Source organism: Roseomonas sp. GC11, assembly GCF_024437745.1.
GTDB lineage: Bacteria > Pseudomonadota > Alphaproteobacteria > Acetobacterales > Acetobacteraceae > Pseudoroseomonas.
Map to the genome: position 1 here is coordinate 1 of NZ_JANFNY010000022.1, position 19086 is coordinate 19086.

Here is a 19086-nt window from a genome sequence, read left to right on the forward strand (position 1 = left end):
AGGCCGCGCTGGCCGGGGCGCTGGCCGCCACCCCCGGCGCCGCCACCCCCCCCGCGGGGCTGGCCGATCTGCTCGCCCGGCTGGTCCGCCCCGCCTGGGTGGAGCGCGCGGCCCTGGCCGCCCTGGCGCGGGAGAGCTTCACCGCCGCGCCGCAGGACGTGGCCGCCGCCCTGGCCGATCTCGGCGCCATCACCACCCGCAATTTCGAGCCGGGCGGCCTGCCGGGCACCTGGATCGGCGGGCGGGGCTTCCACATCCTGGTGGCGCACCGGCTGGCGCACCGGCTCTGGCGGCAGGGGCGCGAGGCCCTGGCCATGGCGGTGAAGACCGGCGCCGCCGCCTCCCTGGGCGCCGATATCCACCCCGCCGCGCGGCTCGGGCGCGGGCTGTTCCTGGACCACGGCATCGGCCTCGTCATCGGCGAGACGGCGGTGATCGAGGATGATTGCAGCCTGTGGCACGGCGTCACCCTGGGCAGCACGCTGATGCAGGGCGGCGCGGACCGCCACCCCAAGCTGCGCCGCGGTGCCGTGATCGGGGCGGGGGCGGCGCTGCTCGGGCCGATCGAGATCGGCGCCTATGCCGTGGTCGCCGCCGGCAGCGTGGTGCTGGCCGATGTGGCGCCGCGCAGCACCGTGGCCGGCAACCCCGCCACGCCACGCCGCGCCTCCCGCCATCCTTATTTCCCCACCGACCTGCCGGAGCCCGCCGCATGAGCCAGATCCCGCCCCGCCTGCCGGGCATCGACCATCCGCTGATCCTGGTGCGCGACATCGAGGCGGCACGGGGCTTCTACACCCGCCTCGGCTTCACGGTGACGCCGGTGGGCCGGCACCCCTGGGGCACCAGCACCAGCCTCGCCGTGCTGGAACGCTCGGCGCTGGAACTGATGGGGATCTATGATGACAGCCTGATCGACGAAATGCCGGTGGGGGAATTCCGCTTCGGCCGCCATATGCGCGATGCCCTGGCGGAGCGCGAGGGGATGTCGCTCGTTGCCCTGCACAGCCGCGACGCCGCCGGGGATCGCGCGGCGATGGAGGCGCGCGGCGCCCGCTTCAACGGCCATATCGGCTTCCGCCGCCGTGTCCGCCCGCCGGGCGGGGAATGGGACGAGGCGGTGGTCTCGCTGGAGGTCAGCGTGGAACCGGAGCTGCCGCGCATCGGGCATTTCCTGGCGCAGCAGCACAAGCCGCATCTGCTCTGGGTGCCCGAATGGATGCGCCACGCCAATGGCGCCACCCATGTGGCGGCGGTGACCTATGTGGCGGCCGACCCGGCGCCGGTGCTCGCCCGCCTCGCCCGGCTCTATGGTGCCGAGGCTGTCACGCCGGAGGGGGCGGGCCATGTGGCGCGGACGGAGCAGGGCGTCTTCCGCGTGCTGCCCGCCCTGGCCGGTGGCCCGGCACTGCCGCCAGGCGAGGCTGCCGGGGCCGGGATCGATGTGGCGGTGCGCGACCTCGCCGCCGCCCGCGGCGTGCTGGAGGCGAATGGCGTGGCCTTTGAGGCCCTGCCCGGTGCCCTCGCCCTGCGCGATGTGGCGGCCTGCGGGAATGTCTTGCTTCGGTTTGTTGAGCAGTAAGGTTCTTTTTTGGAAAAAAGAACCAAAAAACTTTTTTCAGTTGGCGTCCCGCTTCAGGCCTGAGGCGGGACGCCAGACGGAAAAAGTCTTTTTGCTTCTTTTTCTTCAGAAAAAGAAGATGACTTTAAATCAATAATTTAGCCCTTCGACATCTCCAGTGGCGGCTGCGCCTCCGGCGGGATCGGGCAGACATAGGGCTCGCCATCGAGGCGCTTGGCCAGATCGGCCTTGGCGGCGGCGATCAGGGCCGGGTTCTCGATGGCGGCGATGGCGGTGGCCGCCATGGCCTTGGCCACATGCACCATGCCCTTGTGGGCATGCGGGCTCTTGCCCTGGGCCGTCAGCTGCCAGGAATGGAAGGGCGTGCCGATGGCCGCCGTGGCGCCATTGGCCTGCACCGTCGGCACCACCCAGGAGACATCGCCCACATCGGTGGAGCCCAGCATCAGCTTGCGCGGGGTGCCGCGCGGCACGATCTGGTCGCACAGGGCCTTGTCCGCCTCGAAGGGCAGGCCCGCCCCGGCGAAGGGCGCGCGCAGATCCTCGGGCGAGAGGGTGGCGCGGATCTGTTCGGCGAAGGCGCGGTCAGCGGCATCGAACTGCGGCGGGCCGAGGCGCTCCAGCTCCACCTGCAGCGCGGCCTCCAGCGGCTCGTTCGGCAGCAGGTTGGCGACGGCGCTGATCACCTGCACCTCCACCTGTGTCTCGGTCATCAGCGCGGCGCCCTGCGCGATCTTCCGCACGCGCTCCACCAGTTCGCGCATGCCGCGCATATCCGGGTGGCGGATGGAGTAGCGCACCTTCGCCCGGCCCTGCACCACGTTGGGCGCGATGCCGCCGGCATCGAGATAGGCGTAGTGGATGCGCGCCGCGCTATCCATGTGCTCGCGCATGTAGTTGACGCCGACATTCATCAGCTCGACGGCATCCAGCGCGGAACGGCCCAGATGCGGCGCGGCGGCGGCGTGGCTGGAGCGGCCGGTGAAGATGAAATCCACCCGGCTATTGGCCAGCGAGGCCGGCGGCGCCACCTCGGCGAAATGGCCGGGGTGCCAGGTGATGGCGATGTCCGCATCCTCGAAGAGGCCGGCGCGGGCCATGAAGGCCTTGGCGGCGCCACCTTCCTCGGCCGGGCAGCCATAGTAGCGGACGCGGCCCTGGATGCCCTTCTCGGCCAGCCAGTTCTTCACCGCCGTGGCCGCCAGCGCGGCGCCGGCGCCCAGCAGGTTGTGCCCGCAGCCATGGCCGAAGCCGTTATGATGCGCGACCGGGCGATGCTCGGCCACGCCCGCCTCCTGGGAGAGGCCGGGCAGGGCGTCATACTCGCCGAGGATGGCGATGACCGGGCCGCCCTCGCCGGCCTCGGCCACCAGGGCGGTGGGGATGCCGGCCACGCCGGTCTCCACGCGGAAGCCCTGGCGCTTCAGTTCCTCGGCATGCTCGGCGGCGGAGCGGAACTCGGTGTAGAGCGGCTCCGGCATGTCCCAGACGCGATCGGCGAGGGCGATCATTTCCGGCGCCTTGGCGTCCACATGGCGCCAGATCTCGGGCGAGTTCTGCATCAGGGGGTATCCCGGTCTCGCGGGGCGCGCGCGCGGGCCGGATGGTCCTGGCGCCCCGGCTGTGGTGGCAGTCCCCTCCGCTATAGGCCCGGCGGCGGGCGGCGTCAGCCCCCCGCCATGCGGCCGCGCGTCGCCGCGTCCAGCCGCGCGCGCAGCCGGGCCAGCAGCGGGTCGGCCGCCGTGCGGGCGCGGCCGTAATCGAGGTTGAAGGCATAGTCGAAGCCGGGCGGGTTGCGTCCCTGGCTGTGCTGCAAAAGGGTTTCGAGTTTGTCGAGGCCCTTGACCAGCGCGGCCTCGCGCGTGGCGCCGGCCTCGTATTCCTCCCACAGCGCCAGGATCTCGGCGCGTTCCGGGGCGGGCAGGGGCGCGGTGAGGGTGGCGAGGTCGGCCCGCTCCTGCGCCGCCTTGCCGCCCTGCCCGCCCGCCTGCCCTTCTGCCTGCCGGCTGGCCTGTTCGGGGGCGGGGATATCGCCATGCAATGCCTCGCCCAGGTCATGCACCAGGCAGAGCTTCAGCAGCCTCGCCATGTCGAGCGGGCCAAGGCCGCGCGCCAGCACCATGGCCATCAGGGCGAGCCGCCAGCTGTGCTCGGCCGTGCTCTCCTGCCGCCCGCCCGAGCCATGGGCGCTGCGCAGCACGCCCTTCAGCGCCTCCGCCGCGCGCAGGAAGGCCAGCAGGCCGTCGATCTCCTCATCCGTCATGGCGCCCCTTCCTTCGCGGGCCACAGCACATCGGGGGTGATGGCCTCCAGCGTGGCGCAGCCGGTCTGCGCCATGGCCACCTCCAACTCCGCCCGCAGCAGTTTCAGCACATGGGCGACGCCGAGCGCACCCCCCACCGCCAGCCCGTGCAGCACCGGCCGCCCCACCAGCACCGCGCGGGCGCCGAGGGCGAGGGCCTTCAGCACATCCGTGCCGCGGCGGATGCCGCCATCGAGCAGCACCGGCACCCGCCCGGCCACCTGCCGCGCCACGCCGGGCAGGGCGTCCAGGCTGGCCGGCAGCCCGTCCAGCACGCGGCCGCCATGGTTGGAGACGATCAGCCCATCCGCCCCGGCCGCCAGGGCCTGCGCGGCATCCTCCGGCGTCAGGATACCCTTGAGCAGCAGCGGCAGGCGCGTGGCGGCGCGCAGCGCGGCGATATCCTCCCAGCGCGCGGCATGGGCCATGGGGCCGGCGAGGATGCCCGGCTCATGCGGCGCCAGAGCGGGGGCGGGGGGCAGGGCCGCGCCTTCCAGGTTCACCGGGCCGATGCCGGGGGGGAGGCGGAAGCCCGCCCGCTCCTCCGCCTGCCGCAGGCTCACCGGGGCGTCCACCGTGACCACCAGCGCGGCATAGCCCGCCGCCTCGACCCGCCGCAGCAGCGCCAGGGTGAAGGCGCGGTCCGGCTGGATGTAGAGCTGGAACCAGGGGGCGGGGCTGGCGCCCTGGGCCAGCGGCTCCAGCGGCAGGCTGGCCTGGGCGCTGACCACGACCGGCGCGCGCAGCGCCGTGGCCCCGGCCAGGGTGGCGGCCTCCCCCTCCGGGTGGAAGAGGCGGTGATAGGCGCTGGGGGCGACCAGGATGGGGTGTTCGAGATCCTGGCCGAGGAGGCGCAGCCGGGTATGGCCGCCACGCAGATCGGCCAGGGCGCGCGGGCGCAGCCGCAGCCGGGCGAAGGCGGCGCGGTTGTCCTGCGCGGTCAGCCCGTCATCCGCCGCGCCGGAGAGATAGGCCCAGGCCGGGCCGGCCAGACGCCGCGCGGCGAGATGCTCGTAATCCGCGAGGGAGACAAGACCAGGGGAGAGAGGGCCGGGGGGGAGAGGGCTGGGGGGAAGCGCCATGGTGGCCCTGGCCTAGCATGGCCCGGCATGGCGTGCATCCGGTGTCAGAAGCGCAGGGAAAGCAGGGGAGGCATGGCCTTGAGAGGGGCTTCGCCCCTCTCAAACTCTCCCCACCAAAGGCCTGAGGCCTTTGGAAACCCTTTCCTCGGGATGGGGCGTCTCCCCGTCAGTGTCACGCCACGCGGCGCGCGGCCAGCCGGCGGCCCAGGGCGATGCCCGGGCGCTCCACCAGCCGGTGGGTCAGGCTGGCGGCCAGGGTGGTCAGCAGCATCAGCGGGGGCAGCAGGCTCCACCCCGCCGCCGGCAGGGCGGTGAAGTGGAAGGCCGTGAACAGCACAAGCCCATGCAGCAGGTAGAGGCTGTAGCTGATCTCCCCCAGCACGATGCTGGCCGGCTGGCGCAGCAGGCCGAAATAGGGATTGCCGCAGGCCACCGGCAGGAAGAAAGCCGTCAGCAGCAGGTATTGCGCCGCGCCATAGGCGGTGGGGAAGAGGAAGAGCATCGCCGCCAGCGCGGCGGTCCCGGCCAGGGCGGCGGCGGGGCCGCGCAGGAGCCGGGCCAGTTCCTCCCGCTCGCGCAGCACGGCCACGCAGAGGCCGGTGAGGAACAGCGGCGCGAGGGCGAGGGGGCGGCCCAGCCCGGGGATGCCACTGAGAAGAAGGCCGGCCATATGCGCCTGGAAGAGCAGGTAGGACAGCAGCAGCCCGGCGCCGAGCAGCAGCCCCGGCGGGGCCAGGCGCCGCCCCCGGTGCAGCACCAGGCCCAGCAGCGGCAGGGCGAGATAGAAGGCCCACTCGAAGCGCAGCGTCCAGGTGACGCCGGCGACGATGCGCCAGCTTTTCTCCACCCCGAACAGGTCCGGCGAGGCGAGGAAGCCGAGCCAGGCCAGGATCGCCAGGGCATCGGCGGCGGGGCGCCACTGCGCGGGCCCCGCGCTGGCCAGGGCGGCCAGCAGCACCAGCAGGGCCGTGGCGAACCACATCATCGGCCCCAGCCGGAAGAGCCGGCCCAGATAGAGCCGCCCCCATTCCACCTGCCGCGGGTCCTGCCGCGCCTTGCCGGCGAAGAGGCAGCCGGTGACCATGAAGAACAGGATCACGCCACCCTGGCCCAGGGTGACCAGCAGCCCCGGCGGCGGGTCCTCCCACTGCCCGGTGAGCCATTCGCCCTGGGCGACGGCGAAGTGGTGCACCACCACCCCGAGGGCGAGATAGCCGCGCAGCCCGTCGATGCAGCCCAGCCGCCCGCTGGCCGGCGGCAGCGGCACCGCGCCCTGCCGGGCGAGCCACCCGGCCAGGAGGAAGCAGGCCAGGAAGCCCACCAGAATGGAAAGCAGGATCATCGGGGCGGGCGGGTCCGTGGCCGGGCTGGAACCCGGCGATTATACCCGCCCGCCCCCGTTCCGGTAGGGTGGCCGTTCAGGCGGCGAAACGGTGCCGCAGCAGGCGCAGGGCGTTCAGCGTGACCAGCACCGTCGCCCCCGTATCGGCCAGCACGGCGGGCCAGAGGCCGGTCAGCCCGGCCACCGTCGTCACCAGGAAGACCGCCTTCAGGCCGAGGGCGATGGCGACATTCTGCCGGATATTGGCCAGCGTCGCGCGGGAGAGGCCGACCAGCGCCGCCACATCCAGCACCCGGTCGTGCAGCAGGGCGGCATCGGCCGTCTCCAGCGCCACATCCGTCCCGCCGCCCATGGCGATGCCGACCGAGGCGGCGGCCAGCGCCGGGGCGTCGTTGATGCCATCCCCCACCATGGCGGAGGGTGCCTCCAGCGCCGCGATCGCGCGCTGCTTCTCCTCCGGCAGCAGCCCGGCCTGCACCGCGATGCCCAGCGTGGCGGCGATGGCGGCGCCGGTGCGCGGGTTGTCGCCCGTCAGCATCACCGGGCGCAGGCCGAGGGCGCGCAGCGCCGCGATGCCCGCCGCCGCATCGGCGCGCGGCTCATCCCGGATGGCGATGAGGCCGGTATGCGTGCCCTCCACCGTCACCACCACCACCGTCTTGCCCTCCGCCTCCCAGCGCGCCACGGCGGCGGCGGCCGGCTCGGGCAGGGGGGCCAGGGTGGCGGCGTGGAACGGCGCGCTGACCACCACGGCCTTGCCGGAGACCACCGCCTCCACCCCCCGCCCCGGCAGGGCGCGGGCCTCGCGCACGGGGCGCAGGGGCATGCCCTCCTCCGCCGCGCGGGCCTGGATGGCGCGGCCCAGCGGGTGGGAGAAGCCGCTCTCCGCCGAGGCGGCGATGCCCAGCAGCGGCCGCTCCGGCCCCACCAGCGGCAGGGTGTCGGTGACGCGCGGCCGCCCCTCGGTCAGCGTGCCGGTCTTGTCGAAGGCGATGGCGCGGACGCGGCCGATCGTCTCCAGCGCGGCGCCGCCCTTCACCAGCAGCCCGCGCCGCGTGCCCGCCGCGAGGCCGGAGGCGATGGCCGCCGGGGTGGAGAGCACCAGCGCGCAGGGGCAGGCCACCAGCAGCAGCGCCAGGGCGCGGTAGAGCCAGGTGTCCCACGCGCCGCCCGCCAGCAGCGGCGGCAGCACCGCCACCAGCAGCGCCACCCCCGCCGCCGCCGGGGTGTACCAGGCGGCGAAGCGCTCGATGAAGCGGGCGGTGGGGGCCTTGGCCTCCTGCGCCTGCTCCACCAGCCGGATGATGCGGGCGATGGTGTTGTCCTCCGCCGCGCGCTCCACCCGCACCTCCAGCACGCCGCCGCCATTGACGCTGCCGGCCCGCACCGCATCCCCCGCCGCCCTGGCCACGGGGATGGACTCGCCGGTGATCGGGCTTTCATCCACCTCGGATTCGCCGGAGAGCAGCACGCCATCGGCGGCGATGCGGTCGCCCGGGCGGACCAGGATGGTATCGCCCGGCCGCAGCGTGGCGGCGGGGACGGGGCGGGCCACGCCCGCCTCCAGCTTGAGCGCCTGCCGCGGCACCAGCGCGCCCAGCGCCGCGATGCCCGAGCGCGCCCGGCCGGCCGCCACACCCTCCAGCACCTCGCCAATGGTGAAGAGGAAGACGACCATCGCCGCCTCCGATGCCGCGCCGATGGCGAGCGCGCCGAGGGTCGCGATGGACATCAGCATCTCGATGCTGAAGGGGCTGCCGCTGCGCGCCAGGGCGATGGCCTTGCGCCCGAACACCCAGAGCCCGAGCGCCGCCGCCGGCCACCAGGGCAGGGCGCCGAGCGCGGGGGCGAGGTGCTCCACCGCGAAGCCCGCGGCCAGCAGGGCGCCGAGCAGCGCCGCCAGCCGCAGCTTGCGGTCGGCCCAAAGCTGGGAGGGCCAGAGGCGGGAGAGCCAGGGCGAGGGGGCGGCCTCCGGTTCCGGCGTGGCGCCCTCCGCCACCACGCGCGGCGCCTCCACCGGGGCCATGCCGTAACCGAGGGCGCGAATGCGCGCCTCCACATCGCCGCGCGGGGTGGCCGCCTCGTCGAGTTCGAAGGCGAGGATCTGGGTCTGGAAATTGATGCGCACCGCCGCCGTGCCGGGCAGGCGGGAGAGCGCCGTCTCCACCTTCCCGGCGCAGGAGGGGCAGTCCATCCCCGCCACATGGTAGCGGAGCGCGGTGCCAGAGCGGGCTTCGCCCGGGGTATGGGCTTGGCCAGGGGCGCGGGTGTCGTCAGGCATGGGGGCCTCCATCGCGCCCGGCTTGTCGCGGCGGGCGTGACGCACCAGATGGGGCCTGTAGTCGCTACAGGGTCAAGAGCCTATGTCCCAGGGTCTGAGCATCGGTGCGCTGGCCAAGGCCACCGGCACCAAGGCGGAAACCATCCGCTGGTATGAGCGCGAGGGGCTGCTGCCCGCGCCGCCGCGCACCGCCGGCAATTACCGCGCCTATGGCCTGGCCCAGCTGGTGCGGCTGAGCTTCATCCGCCGGGCGCGCGACCTCGGCTTCTCGCTGGATCAGGTGCGCGCGCTGCTCGACCTCGCGGCGCATCCTGACCATGCCTGTGATGCCGTGCACGGCATCGCCCGCGCCCATCTGGAGGAGGTGGAGCGCAAGATCGCCGACCTCACCGCCCTGCGCGCCGAACTGGCCAATCTGCTCTGCGGGCGGGAGGGCGGAACGATCGCGGAATGCCGGATTGTCGAGGCGCTGTCGCCTGTGATGGAAAAAATATAGATGGAAAAAGTATAGATATCTTCTTTTTCTGAAGAAAAAGAAGCAAAAAGACTTTTTCAGGCTGCCGCCATCTCCCGGCACAGCGGGACGCAAACTGACAAAAGTTTTTTGGTTCTTTTTTTCAAAAAAGAACGCTCTTACCGTACCTCATTCAGATAACAGGTCTCGCGCGTCAGCGCCCGGTGCTCGCCCTGGATGGCGGCGTCGCCCGCCTGATCATAGCCCGTATCGTGGATGACCAGCAGCGCCTCCGGCCCGGTGAGGCCGAGCAGGCGGGCATCCTCCGGCGTGGCCAGGGCGGCCGTCACCTGCTCCCGCACGGCGGAGACGCGGATGCCGTAATGTTCCAGCAGGTGGCGGTAGAGCAGGGCGGGCACCGCCGCCGGCTCCAGCGGGAAATCCGGCAGGCGCGCGGCGGGCAGGGCGATGCGCTCATGCATGGCCGGCACGCCGCGCAGCAGGCGCAGCCGGTGGATGCGGATGACCTCCCCGGCACCGCCAAAGGCCGCCGCCTCCGAGTCGCTGGCCGCCTCCCGCCGCACGGAGAGCACGCGCGTCTCCGAGTGCAGCAGGCTGCCATCCGCGCCATGCAGCCGGAAATACTGGAAAAAGAAGCGCAGGCTGTGCTGCGGCGCCCGCCCGGTGACGATGGTGCCAAGCTTGCGCCGCCGCGCCAGCAGCCCCTCCGCCACCAGGTCGGCCAGGGCGCGGCGCACCGTGCCCACCGCCACGCCATATTGCGCGGCCAGCGCCACCTCCCCCGGCACCGGCGTGCCGGGGGGCCAGGCGCCCATCAGGATCTGCTCTGAAATCAAACGCTTGACGTGCTCGTACAGGGGCACGGGCAGGGCCGCGCGCGCAGCCGGCACAGCCCGCTCATCCGAGAGGCTCTTGACAGGTGGCATAGGAAGTCCGTCCAATATCTATATAGAATAGAGAAACGAGAGCGCGTCGCCAGATGCCTTCTTCTCCCTCCGTCCCGGCCGGGCTCGAACAGGGCTTCCGCCACATCGCCGCGCATGTCGAGAGCGCGGTGCGTGACCTGTCCTGCATGGTCGCGGTGGATACCTCCTTCCCGCCCGGGCAGGGCTATGCCGCCTTCGCCCGGCTGATGGAGGCGCTGGTGGCGCCGCTGCGCCTGGAAACGCGGCGCGTCAGCGTGCCGGAGGCGCTGTGGCGCGTGCCCGGCGGCCCCGCCTGTGGCGAGCGGGTGAACCTGATCGCCACGCGGCGCAGCGGGCGGCCGGTGCTCGGCCTCTATTTCCACACGGACACCGTCCCCCCCGCCGAGGGCTGGACCACCGACCCCTTCCACCTCACCCGCGTGGGGGAGAAGCTGCACGGCCTCGGGGCCGCGGACATGAAGGGCAGCATCGCCGCCACGCTGCTGGCGCTGCGCGCCGCCGAGTCCTGCGCCATCCCGCTGGCCTATGACCCGCAGCTGCTGCTCTGCACGGATGAGGAGGGCGGCCTCTATCCCGGCGTGCGCTACCTCGCCGAGCAGGGGCTGGTCGAAGGCCATGTGCTGAACTTCAACGGCAGCGCCGGGCCGCGCATCTGGTCCGGCTGCTTCGGCGTGTTCAACCTGCTGGTCCGCATCACCGGGCGCACCACCCATGCGGGGGATGCCGCCGGCGCCGTCAACGCGGTGGAGGCCGGGCTGCCGGTGCTGAACGCCCTGGCCGCGCTGAAGCCGGTGGTGGCGGAGCGCCGCTCCACCCTGCCCCCGCCACCCTGGTGGGAGGGGCGGCCGCTGGCGGCCAGCCTCTCCATCGCCGCGGTGCGCGGCGGCACGGGCAGCGGCGGGCAGGTGCCGGCCAGCTTCGAGATCACCCTCAACCGCCGCTACCCGCCCGAGGAATCCTATGAGGCCGCGCGGGCCGAGATCGAGGCGACCATCCGCGCCGCCCTGCCGCCCGGCGCGGGGGCGGAGATCCTGCTGGTCGGCCATCTGATGCCCACGGCAGACCCCTATGGCCCGCACTGGCCGCGCTGGCAGGCGGCGCTCAGCCAGGGCTTCGGCTACCGGCCCGAGGAATTCCGCGTCTGGGGCGCCTCCAGCTGCTCCGATTTCGGCTGGGTGCAGCAGGCGACGGGGCGGAGCGAGGTTCTGCTGACCGGCCTCGGCCGGGCGGAGAACGCCATCCACGCCCCCGGCGAATACACCACCCCCGGCGACATCGTGGCCCTGGCGCAGAGCGTCCTGGCCTATCTCGCCGCCGATTTCGCGCCGGCGCTCATCCCGCCCGCCGACCGCGCGGCATGAGCGCCGCCGCCACCAAGAACGACGCCCACCCGGCCTCACCGCAGGAGCCCCGCATGACGATCCTTTCCCGCCGCCTGCTGCTGGGCGGTGTCTCCGCCCTGGCCCTCGCGCCGCGCTTTCCCCTGGCCCAGACGGCCGCCGCCACGCCGCGCCGTGGCGGCACGCTGCGCGTCTCGGTGGACCAGGCGGCCAGCGTCATCCACCCGCTGCGCGCGCGGGTGAACCCGGAATACCTCGTCACCGAGCTGCTCTACAGCAATCTGACGCGGCTGCGCCCGGACATGACGCCGGAGCCGGACCTCGCCGAATCCTGGTCCGCCAACGAGGCGCTGACCGAATGGACCTTCGTGCTGCGCGAGAATCTGCGCTTCCACGACGGCGCGCCCTGCACGGCGGAGGATGTGGCGGCGACCTTCCGCGCCATCCTCGACCCGAAGACGGCCTCGCCCGCGCGCGCCAATGTCGGCCCCATCGCCACGGTGGAGGCGAAGGATGCGCGCACCGTCCTCTTCACGCTGAAATCGGCCTATGCGGACCTGCCGGTGGCCGTGGCCTTCACCACCGCGCGCATCATCCCCGCGCGCTTCGCCGTGGCCGGCGAGATCGACCGCCTCTCGCGCGAGGCGGTGGGCACGGGGCCCTTCCGCCTCGTCTCCTACGAGCCGGACCGGCGCATCGTCGTCGCCCGCAACGAAACCTATTACGACCCGGCGCGCCCCTATCTCGACCGTGTCGAGGTGATGGTCTTCCCCGACCCGACGGCCGAGGCCTCGGCGCTGATCTCGGGCGATGTGGACCTGCTGAGCAATGCCGGCCAGAGCGAGTTCGCGCGGCTGGAGGCGGCGCGCGGCGTCAGCGCCATGCGCGTGCCCTCGGGCCTGTTCCTCAACGTGAACATGGGCTGCGACACGCCGCCCTTCAACGATGTGCGCGTCCGCCAGGCCTTCGCGCTGACGGTGGACCGCGCGGCGATGGTGGGCTTCGTCGCCCAGGGCTATGGCACGCCGGGCAATGACAGCCCGATGAACAGCGCCTACCATTTCTTCCGCGACCAGCCGCTGAAGAAGCCCGACATCGCGCGGGCGAAGCAGCTCCTGGCCGAGGCCGGCCATCCGAACGGGCTGGATGTGACGCTGGTGGCCTCCGAGACGCCGGGCACGCGGGCGCAGCTCGCCGTGGCGCTGCGCGAGATGGCGCGCGCCGCCGGCTTCCGCATCACCGTGCAGACCATGCCGCACGCCACCTATCTCGACCAGGTGTGGAAGAAGGGCAATTTCTACGTCGGCTACTACAACATGCAGCCGACGGCGGATGGCATCTTCTCCCTGCTCTACACCTCGGACGCGGCGTGGAACGAGACGCGCTGGAACAACGCGCAGTTCGACCGCCTCGTCTCCGACGCGCGCGGCACGACGGATGAGGACAGGCGCCGCGGCCTCTATGGCCGTGCCCAGACGCTGATGCATGAGCAGGTGCCGTCCCTGATCCCGGCCTTCTTCGACATCCTCCAGGCCCGGCGCAGCTATGTGCAGGGCTATGCGGCGCATCCGCGCGGCTCCGTCTATCGCCTCGACCTCGCCTGGCTGGGCGAGGGCGCGCCGCGCCGGGGCTGAGGCGTTGAGCGCGTCCTGGCTGCTGCGGCGGCTTCTGCTGGTTGTCTACACGGTGCTGGTGGTGTCGGTGCTGGTCTTCGGCATCACCCAGGTGCTGCCGGCCGATGCCGCCGTGACTTTGCTGGGCGAGAACGCCACGCCCGAGGCCCTGGCCGCGCTGCGGCTGCGCCTCGGGCTGGGCGACCCGCTCTGGCTGCAATATGCCCGCTGGCTGGGCGGCGCGCTGACCGGGGATTTCGGCCTGTCCATGCGGACGGGCCAGCCGGTCGGGCCGATGATGCTGGTGGCGCTCTCGCGCTCGCTGCTGCTGGCGGGGCTGGCGCTGGCGCTGATGCTGATGGTGGCCATTCCGCTCGGCCTCTGGGCGGCGCTGCGCCAGGGGCGGGCGGCGGATCTCGTCACCGGCCTCGTCTCCTATCTCGGCGTCTCGCTGCCGGAATTCGTCATCGCGACGCTCGTCGTCATGCTCTTCGCCGACCGGCTGCAATGGCTGCCGGCCACCGGCTATGTGCCGCTCACCGAGGATGTGGCGGATTCGCTCGCCCATCTGGCGCTGCCGGTGCTCACCGTCTCGCTGATCATGGTGGCGCATGTCTCGCGCATGGTGCGTTCCGAGACGATCGACGTGCTGCACAGCGATTATATCCGCGCGGCGCGGCTGAAGGGCCTGCCCGGCCGCAGCATCCTGCTGCGCCACACGCTGCGCAACGCGCTGCTGCCGGTCATCACCATCGTGGCGCTGGATGTCGGCTATCTGCTTGGCGGCATCATCGTGGTGGAGGAGATTTTTGCCATTCCCGGCATCGGGCGGCAACTGATCGTCGCCGTCACGGCGCGCGACCTGCCGGCGATCCAGGCGGGGGCGATGATCATGGCGGTGACCTATGCCCTGGCCAGCACCCTGGCCGATATCGCCTATGCCCTGCTGGACCGGAGGATCCGCTATGACTGACCTGCTGCGCCGCCTCCTGCGCACGCCGCAGGGCGCGGTGGCCGTGGCGATGCTGGCGCTGATCCTGCTGCTCTGCCTGCTCGGCCCCGAACTCGCGCCGCGCGATCCGGAGGCGATCGACTTCCTCGGCCGCTTCCGCCCGCCGGGGGCGGAGAACTGGCTGGGCGCCGACCAGCTGGGCCGCGACGTGCTGAGCCGCCTGATGGTGGGTGCGCGCGCCACCGTGCTGCTGGCGCTGCTGGCGACGCTGCTCGGCACGTTGGCGGGCGCTGTCATCGGCACGCTCTCCGCCTATCTCGGCGGGCGGTGGGATGAGGCGATCATGCGCAATGTCGATGCCGTGATGGCCATTCCCGGCCTGCTGATGGCGCTGCTGCTGGTCAGCAGCCTCGGCAAGGGCAGCCTCAACGCCACGCTGGCCATCGCCATCGCCTTCACCCCCGGCATGGCGCGCGTCACGCGCTCCGTCGCCCTGGCGGTGCGGGCGCAGGACTATGTGAAGGCGGCGCTGGCGCGCGGCGAGGGCGCGGCCTTCATCGTGCTGCGCGAGATGCTGCCCAATGTGGTGGGGCCGATGATCGTCGAGGCGACGATCCGCGTCGCCTTCGCCGTCATGCTCTTCGCCACGCTGAGCTTCCTCGGCCTCGGCGCGCAGCCGCCGGCGCCGGAATGGGGGCTGATGGTGGCCGAGGCGCGGCGCTTCGTGCACCAGGCGCCGTGGATCATCATCGCGCCCTCGGTGGCCATCGCGCTCACCGCCATCGCCTTCAACCTGCTCGGCGACGGGCTGCGCGACGCGCTGAATCCGAGGGATGAGCGATGATCCTCAGCGTCGAGAATTTTTCCCTCTCCTACCGCAGCGGGGCGGGGGTGCGGCACGCGCTGCGCGATGTCAGCCTCGCCATCGGCGCGGGCGAGGTGCTCGGGCTGGTGGGCGAGTCCGGCTCGGGCAAATCCTCCCTCGCCTGGTCCATCATGCGCCACCTGCCGCGCACGGCGCAGGAGAGCGGCAGGCTGCGGCTCGGGGATGTCGATCTGCGCGGGCTGGACGCGGCGGGCCTCGCCGCCATCCGCGGCCGGCGCATCGGCATGGTCTTCCAGGACCCTTCCACCGCGCTCAACCCGACGCTGCGCCTGGGCGAGCAGGTCATCGAGGTGCTGATGCGCCATCGCGGCCTCTCCCGCGCCGAGGCGCGCGACGCGGCGGAGGAGGCGCTGCGCGAGGTCGAACTGCGCGAGCCCGCCGCGCTGATGCGCCGCTTCCCGCATGAGGCGAGCGGCGGCGAGAAGCAGCGCATCCTCATCGCCAGCGCCTTCGCCACGCGGCCGGAGCTGATCCTCTTCGACGAGCCGACCACGGCGCTCGACGTCATCACCGGCGCGCGCATCCTGGAGCTGTTCGCCCGGCTGCGCGAGCGCACGGGGGTGGCGGCGCTCTACATCTCGCATGATCTCGCGCTGGTCTCGCGCGTGGCGGACCGCGTCGCCGTGCTGCGGCAGGGCGCGATCGTCGAGCAGGGCTCGCCCGGGGCGGTGTTCCGCACCCCCCGGCACCCCTATACGCGCCAGCTCGTCGCCGCCGTGCCGCGGCCGGATCGCCGGCTGGTCACGGATCTGCCGGCACCGGAGCGTGTCCTGGCGGTGCAGGGTGTCAGCGTGCATTACGCGCGCCGCCGCCTCTTCCGCCCGGCCCCGCCGCCGGCGACGCAGCCCACCAGCTTCTCCATCCGCGCGGGCGAGATCCTCGGCGTGGTGGGCGAATCCGGCTCGGGCAAATCCTCGCTGGCGCGGGCGCTGACGGGGCTCGCGCGCTTCGAGGGGCGGATCGAGGCGCTGGACCGCGCCATCACCCATCCGCGCGCGATGCGCCGCGATTACCGCCGCACCGTGCAGATCGTGTTCCAGCACCCGGATTCCTCGCTGAACCCGCGCATGCGCATCGGCGAGATCCTGACCCGGCCGCTGCGGCTGCATGGCGGCAGCCTTGGCGAGATTCCGCGCCTGCTCGAGGAAGTCCGCCTGCCGGCCGACTATGCCCGCAAATACCCGCACCAGCTTTCGGGGGGCGAGAAGCAGCGCGTCGCCATCGCCCGCGCCTTCGCGGCCAACCCCGCGCTCGTCATCTGCGACGAGATCACGGCGGCGCTCGATGTCTCCGTGCAGGCGCAGGTCATCGAGCTGCTGCTGGAGCTGCGGCGGCGGCACGGCACGGCCTATCTCTTCATCACCCACGACATCAACCTGATCCGCCAGATCGCGCACCGCATCGCCGTGATGCGGGCGGGCGAGATGGTGGATCTGCGCGAGGCCGCCCAGATCGGCGCGGCGGATGCGCATCCCTACACCCAGGCGCTGATCGCCGCCTCCCCGGCGCCGGTTGGCTGAGAGCGAGTGCTTCGCATGACACCGCAGGACCTCCTCGCCCGCATTGACGAGCAGGATTGCCTCGACACCCTCGCCGCCCTGGTGCGGCACAAGAGCTACAGCCAGACCGCGGGCGAGCGCGCGCTGGTCGAGGAGGTCGGCCGCCAGCTTGAGGCGCTGGGGCTGGAGACGGAACTCACGCCGGTGCCGGGCGGGCGCATCAACGCCGTCGGCCGGCTGCGCGGCACGGGCGGCGGGCACAGCCTGCTGTTCAACGGCCATCTCGACACCAACCCGGCGACCGAGGGCTGGACCGTCGATCCCTGGGGCGGCAAGGTCGATGACCGCTTCATCTACGGCATCGGCGTCTCCAACATGAAGGCGGGCGACGCGGCCTATCTCTGCGCCGTCAAGACACTGCTGCGCGCCGGGGTGAAGCTGAAGGGCGATGTCATCCTCACCTTCGTCGTGGGCGAGCTGCAGGGGGGCATCGGCACCCGCGCGCTGATGGAGCAGGGGCTGCGCGCCGACTATTTCATCAACAGCGAGCCGACCGACCTCGCGGCGCTGACGATGCATGCCGCCGCCTTCACCTTCGTCATCGAGCTGACCGGCGACACGCGCCATCTCTCGAAGCGGGAGGAGGCGGTGGATGCCATCGCCGCCGCCGTCGACCTGGTGCCGCGCCTCAACGCCATGACCTTCAGCGGCGCGCTCTCGCCCGAGCACAAGAAGATCAACCGTGTCCATGTCGGCGTGCTGCGCGGCGCGCTGGGGCGGGAGCTGCATGAGTGGCGCGCGCCGCAGGTGGCCGATTTCGTGCGCATCCGCGGCTCCGGCCGCTACGCGCCGGGGCAGACGGAGGAGGGCGCGCTGGCCGATATGCGGCGCGAGCTGGATGCGCTGGAAGCACGCTTCCCCGGCCTGCGCGCGACGCTGACGACGGAGGCGGGCACCGGCCACGAGCCCATGCCGGCCTTCGAGGTCTCGCCGGAGAGCCCGATCGTCCAGGCGATCAACCGCGCCTACCAGGCGGTGCGCGGCGTGCCGCAGCCCACCGGCGCCATCACTCCCCCGGGCTTCTATGGCACGGATGCCGGGCATCTCCACGCGCTGGGCGGGATGCAGGGCATCGTCTGCGGCCCTGGCGGCCGCTACAACACCATGCCGGATGAGCGGGTGGATATTCCCGACTTCCTCGACATGGTGCGCATCTACCTGCTGACCATCCTGGAGATCTGCGAGCGCGCCTGAGCGGCTGCCCGCTGGCTGTCCGCTGGGCTGCCCCCTCCGCCCCGGCTAGGATGCCGGGGGGAGGGCATGGGCATGATGGAACTGGATGGCTTCGACCTGCGGCTGCTGGCGGCGCTGCAGGCCGATGGCCGGCTGACCAACCAGCAGCTGGGCGAGCGGATCGGCCTTTCCCCCTCCCAATGCTCGCGCCGGCGCGCGGCGCTGGAGGCGGCGGGGCTGATCCAGGGCTACCGCGCCGAATTGTCGGCCGAGGCGCTGGGCCTGCGCGTGCTGGCCTTCATCCAGGTGACGCTCTCGGCCCATAGCGGCGATAATTCCCGCCGCTTCCGCGAACTGCTCGCCCGCGTGGGCGAGATCCAGGAAGCCTATGCCATGACGGGCGATGCCGATTACCTGCTGAAGGCCATCGTGCCCGATCTTGAGGGCCTCTCGCGCCTGATCAACGACACGCTGCTGGCGCATGACAGCGTGGCGCGGGTGCGTTCCTCCATCGTGCTGGAGCGGCTGAAGGTCTCCAACCGCCTGCCGCTGCCCGCCGCGCGCTAGGGCCTGCCCGGGGCTAGCGCGCCTTCACCAGCGCCGCGCCCATGCGGCGCAGACCGGCCCATTGCTGGCGCAGCCAGCCACCCGTCGCCATATCCTCCGGCAGTTCCGGGTCCCCGGTGCGGGGGAAGACATCGCGGCGGAAATCGCCGGTGCGGAAGATCCAGTCCCAGACGGGGAAGATCACCGCGTAGTTCTTGCCCGTCTCGCCCGAGCCGAGCACGCCGTGATGCAGCCGGTGGAAGCGCGGCGAGACCACCAGCCATTCCCCCACCCGCCCGAAGGAGAGGCGGACATTGGCGTGGCTGAGGGCTTCCGCCACGCGCAGCAGGATGACGATGAGGGGGAACTGCCCGGGCGGCACGCCGATCAGCAGCGCCAGCCCGCCTGTCCAGACGGCGCCGATCATGTCGTCCAGGATGTGGTTGCGGTCATCCGTCCAGAAGGTCATCTGCCGCTGGGCGTGGTGGATGGCGTGCAGCGCCCACCACCAGCCGAACATGTGCTGGAAGCGGTGCCGCCAGTATTCGCCGAAGTCGATCACCACCACATAGACCAGCAGTGCCAGCAGCGGCCATTCGCGCAGCACGGGAAACAGCATTTCCAGCGTCGGCGGAATCCAGCCGCTCTCGGCCACCATGCCGGAGATGCGCGCCTGCACCGAGGCGAAGACGACGAAGGCGATCAGCGGCAGCAGGCCGAGCCGCGTCAGCATCGTGTAGAGGATGTCGGTGCGGATGCTCCGCCCATCCTCGCGCGGCTCGACCGGGCGCCAGGCCTCCAGCGGCCGGCAGATGAGATAGACGACCACCACCTGGAGGCCGCCGAACATGACGAAGCCGATCCAGTCAAAGGCGTCCTCGGCCCATTCCATCAGCCCGGCGGCGAAGAGCGCCGGCTGGACCAGGGTCTCGAAGATCCAGCCCGCGACGGCATCCCAGGCATCCTGCAGCGCCTCGATCATGCGCTGGCTCCCCTCTTTTTCCCCCGATGGCCCGGCCGGCCGGCC

General features: G+C 72.1%; 17 protein-coding genes. 10 read left to right on the plus strand and 7 right to left on the minus strand.

Features of this window, described 5'->3' with window-relative positions; genetic code table 11:
* Nucleotides 1-716: serine O-acetyltransferase (locus NON00_RS08935; protein ID WP_256019964.1), on the plus strand; the 716-nt coding region annotated here is incomplete at its 5' end.
* Nucleotides 713-1582 (plus strand): VOC family protein, encoded by an 870-nt coding sequence (locus tag NON00_RS08940; protein WP_256019965.1) that lies wholly within the window; start codon nt 713-715, stop codon nt 1580-1582. The genes NON00_RS08935 and NON00_RS08940, both read left to right, overlap by 4 nt.
* Nucleotides 1583-1719: 137 nt before the next feature.
* On the opposite strand, the gene NON00_RS08945 is transcribed toward NON00_RS08940, so the two are convergent.
* From NON00_RS08945 to NON00_RS08965, 5 genes are all read right to left on the minus strand, one after another.
* Nucleotides 1720-3144: a M20 family metallopeptidase gene (locus tag NON00_RS08945; protein ID WP_256019966.1), complete on the minus strand. Its 1425-nt coding sequence runs from the start codon at nt 3142-3144 to the stop codon at nt 1720-1722.
* A gap of 104 nt (nt 3145-3248) precedes the next feature.
* The gene (locus NON00_RS08950; RefSeq protein ID WP_256019967.1) at nt 3249-3845 is read right to left on the minus strand and encodes an HD family hydrolase; all 597 of its coding nucleotides are present in this window, start codon (nt 3843-3845) and stop codon (nt 3249-3251) included.
* Nucleotides 3842-4966 (minus strand): alpha-hydroxy acid oxidase, encoded by a 1125-nt coding sequence (locus tag NON00_RS08955; protein ID WP_256019968.1) that lies wholly within the window; start codon nt 4964-4966, stop codon nt 3842-3844. Before NON00_RS08955 ends, NON00_RS08950 begins: the two co-directional genes overlap by 4 nt.
* 172 nt (nt 4967-5138) lie before the next feature.
* On the minus strand, nt 5139-6308 hold the full coding sequence (locus NON00_RS08960; RefSeq protein ID WP_256019969.1) for an acyltransferase: 1170 nt from the start codon (nt 6306-6308) through the stop codon (nt 5139-5141).
* A 76-nt stretch (nt 6309-6384) separates the two neighbouring features.
* On the minus strand, nt 6385-8589 hold the full coding sequence (locus NON00_RS08965; protein WP_256019971.1) for a heavy metal translocating P-type ATPase: 2205 nt from the start codon (nt 8587-8589) through the stop codon (nt 6385-6387).
* Between the two features lie 82 nt (nt 8590-8671).
* Between NON00_RS08965 and NON00_RS08970 the strand changes: the two genes are divergently transcribed.
* Nucleotides 8672-9085 (plus strand): helix-turn-helix domain-containing protein, encoded by a 414-nt coding sequence (locus NON00_RS08970; RefSeq protein WP_256019972.1) that lies wholly within the window; start codon nt 8672-8674, stop codon nt 9083-9085.
* 137 nt (nt 9086-9222) lie between these two features.
* Here the strand turns inward: NON00_RS08970 and NON00_RS08975 are convergent, their stop codons facing one another.
* Nucleotides 9223-9990 carry a GntR family transcriptional regulator gene (locus tag NON00_RS08975; protein ID WP_256019973.1) on the minus strand — a complete coding sequence of 256 codons (768 nt, stop codon included), beginning with the start codon at nt 9988-9990 and terminating at the stop codon, nt 9223-9225.
* A gap of 53 nt (nt 9991-10043) precedes the next feature.
* Between NON00_RS08975 and NON00_RS08980 the strand changes: the two genes are divergently transcribed.
* The 7 genes from NON00_RS08980 (at nt 10044) to NON00_RS09010 (ending at nt 18080) form a co-directional block, all read left to right on the plus strand.
* Complete coding sequence (locus NON00_RS08980) at nt 10044-11351, plus strand: M20 family metallopeptidase (protein WP_256019974.1); 1308 nt, start codon at nt 10044-10046, stop codon at nt 11349-11351.
* A 53-nt stretch (nt 11352-11404) separates the two neighbouring features.
* Nucleotides 11405-12964 carry an ABC transporter substrate-binding protein gene (locus tag NON00_RS08985; RefSeq protein ID WP_256019975.1) on the plus strand — a complete coding sequence of 520 codons (1560 nt, stop codon included), beginning with the start codon at nt 11405-11407 and terminating at the stop codon, nt 12962-12964.
* Nucleotides 12965-12968: 4 nt separating this feature from the next.
* Nucleotides 12969-13916, plus strand: coding sequence for an ABC transporter permease (locus NON00_RS08990; protein ID WP_256019976.1), 948 nt, complete (start codon nt 12969-12971; stop codon nt 13914-13916).
* Nucleotides 13909-14739, plus strand: coding sequence for an ABC transporter permease (locus NON00_RS08995; RefSeq protein ID WP_256019978.1), 831 nt, complete (start codon nt 13909-13911; stop codon nt 14737-14739). Before NON00_RS08990 ends, NON00_RS08995 begins: the two co-directional genes overlap by 8 nt.
* On the plus strand, nt 14736-16301 hold the full coding sequence (nikE, locus tag NON00_RS09000; RefSeq protein WP_256019979.1) for an ABC transporter ATP-binding protein: 1566 nt from the start codon (nt 14736-14738) through the stop codon (nt 16299-16301). The genes NON00_RS08995 and nikE overlap by 4 nt, the downstream gene beginning before the upstream one ends.
* A 15-nt stretch (nt 16302-16316) precedes the next feature.
* The gene (locus NON00_RS09005; protein WP_256019980.1) at nt 16317-17534 is read left to right on the plus strand and encodes a M20 family metallopeptidase; all 1218 of its coding nucleotides are present in this window, start codon (nt 16317-16319) and stop codon (nt 17532-17534) included.
* Nucleotides 17535-17606: 72 nt separating this feature from the next.
* Entirely contained in the window at nt 17607-18080 is a 474-nt protein-coding gene (locus tag NON00_RS09010; protein ID WP_256019981.1) for an Lrp/AsnC family transcriptional regulator, read from the plus strand.
* 13 nt (nt 18081-18093) lie between these two features.
* Here the strand turns inward: NON00_RS09010 and NON00_RS09015 are convergent, their stop codons facing one another.
* Nucleotides 18094-19041 carry a sterol desaturase family protein gene (locus NON00_RS09015; RefSeq protein ID WP_256019982.1) on the minus strand — a complete coding sequence of 316 codons (948 nt, stop codon included), beginning with the start codon at nt 19039-19041 and terminating at the stop codon, nt 18094-18096.
* Nucleotides 19042-19086: the final 45 nt, after the last annotated feature.

Bases quoted from the DNA above. Each gene is read 5' to 3' on its own strand.
- NON00_RS08955 (WP_256019968.1), bottom strand. From the start codon at position 4,966: ATGGCGCTTCCCCCCAGCCCTCTCCCCCCCGGCCCTCTCTCCCCTGGT.
- NON00_RS08985 (WP_256019975.1), top strand. From the start codon at position 11,405: ATGACGATCCTTTCCCGCCGCCTGCTGCTGGGCGGTGTCTCCGCCCTG.
- NON00_RS08970 (WP_256019972.1), top strand. From the start codon at position 8,672: ATGTCCCAGGGTCTGAGCATCGGTGCGCTGGCCAAGGCCACCGGCACC.
- NON00_RS09010 (WP_256019981.1), top strand. From the start codon at position 17,607: ATGATGGAACTGGATGGCTTCGACCTGCGGCTGCTGGCGGCGCTGCAG.
- NON00_RS08980 (WP_256019974.1), top strand. From the start codon at position 10,044: ATGCCTTCTTCTCCCTCCGTCCCGGCCGGGCTCGAACAGGGCTTCCGC.
- NON00_RS08995 (WP_256019978.1), top strand. From the start codon at position 13,909: ATGACTGACCTGCTGCGCCGCCTCCTGCGCACGCCGCAGGGCGCGGTG.
- nikE (WP_256019979.1), top strand. From the start codon at position 14,736: ATGATCCTCAGCGTCGAGAATTTTTCCCTCTCCTACCGCAGCGGGGCG.
- NON00_RS08960 (WP_256019969.1), bottom strand. From the start codon at position 6,308: ATGATCCTGCTTTCCATTCTGGTGGGCTTCCTGGCCTGCTTCCTCCTG.
- NON00_RS09015 (WP_256019982.1), bottom strand. From the start codon at position 19,041: ATGATCGAGGCGCTGCAGGATGCCTGGGATGCCGTCGCGGGCTGGATC.
- NON00_RS08965 (WP_256019971.1), bottom strand. From the start codon at position 8,589: ATGCCTGACGACACCCGCGCCCCTGGCCAAGCCCATACCCCGGGCGAA.
- NON00_RS09005 (WP_256019980.1), top strand. From the start codon at position 16,317: ATGACACCGCAGGACCTCCTCGCCCGCATTGACGAGCAGGATTGCCTC.
- NON00_RS08975 (WP_256019973.1), bottom strand. From the start codon at position 9,990: ATGCCACCTGTCAAGAGCCTCTCGGATGAGCGGGCTGTGCCGGCTGCG.
- NON00_RS08945 (WP_256019966.1), bottom strand. From the start codon at position 3,144: ATGCAGAACTCGCCCGAGATCTGGCGCCATGTGGACGCCAAGGCGCCG.
- NON00_RS08950 (WP_256019967.1), bottom strand. From the start codon at position 3,845: ATGACGGATGAGGAGATCGACGGCCTGCTGGCCTTCCTGCGCGCGGCG.
- NON00_RS08940 (WP_256019965.1), top strand. From the start codon at position 713: ATGAGCCAGATCCCGCCCCGCCTGCCGGGCATCGACCATCCGCTGATC.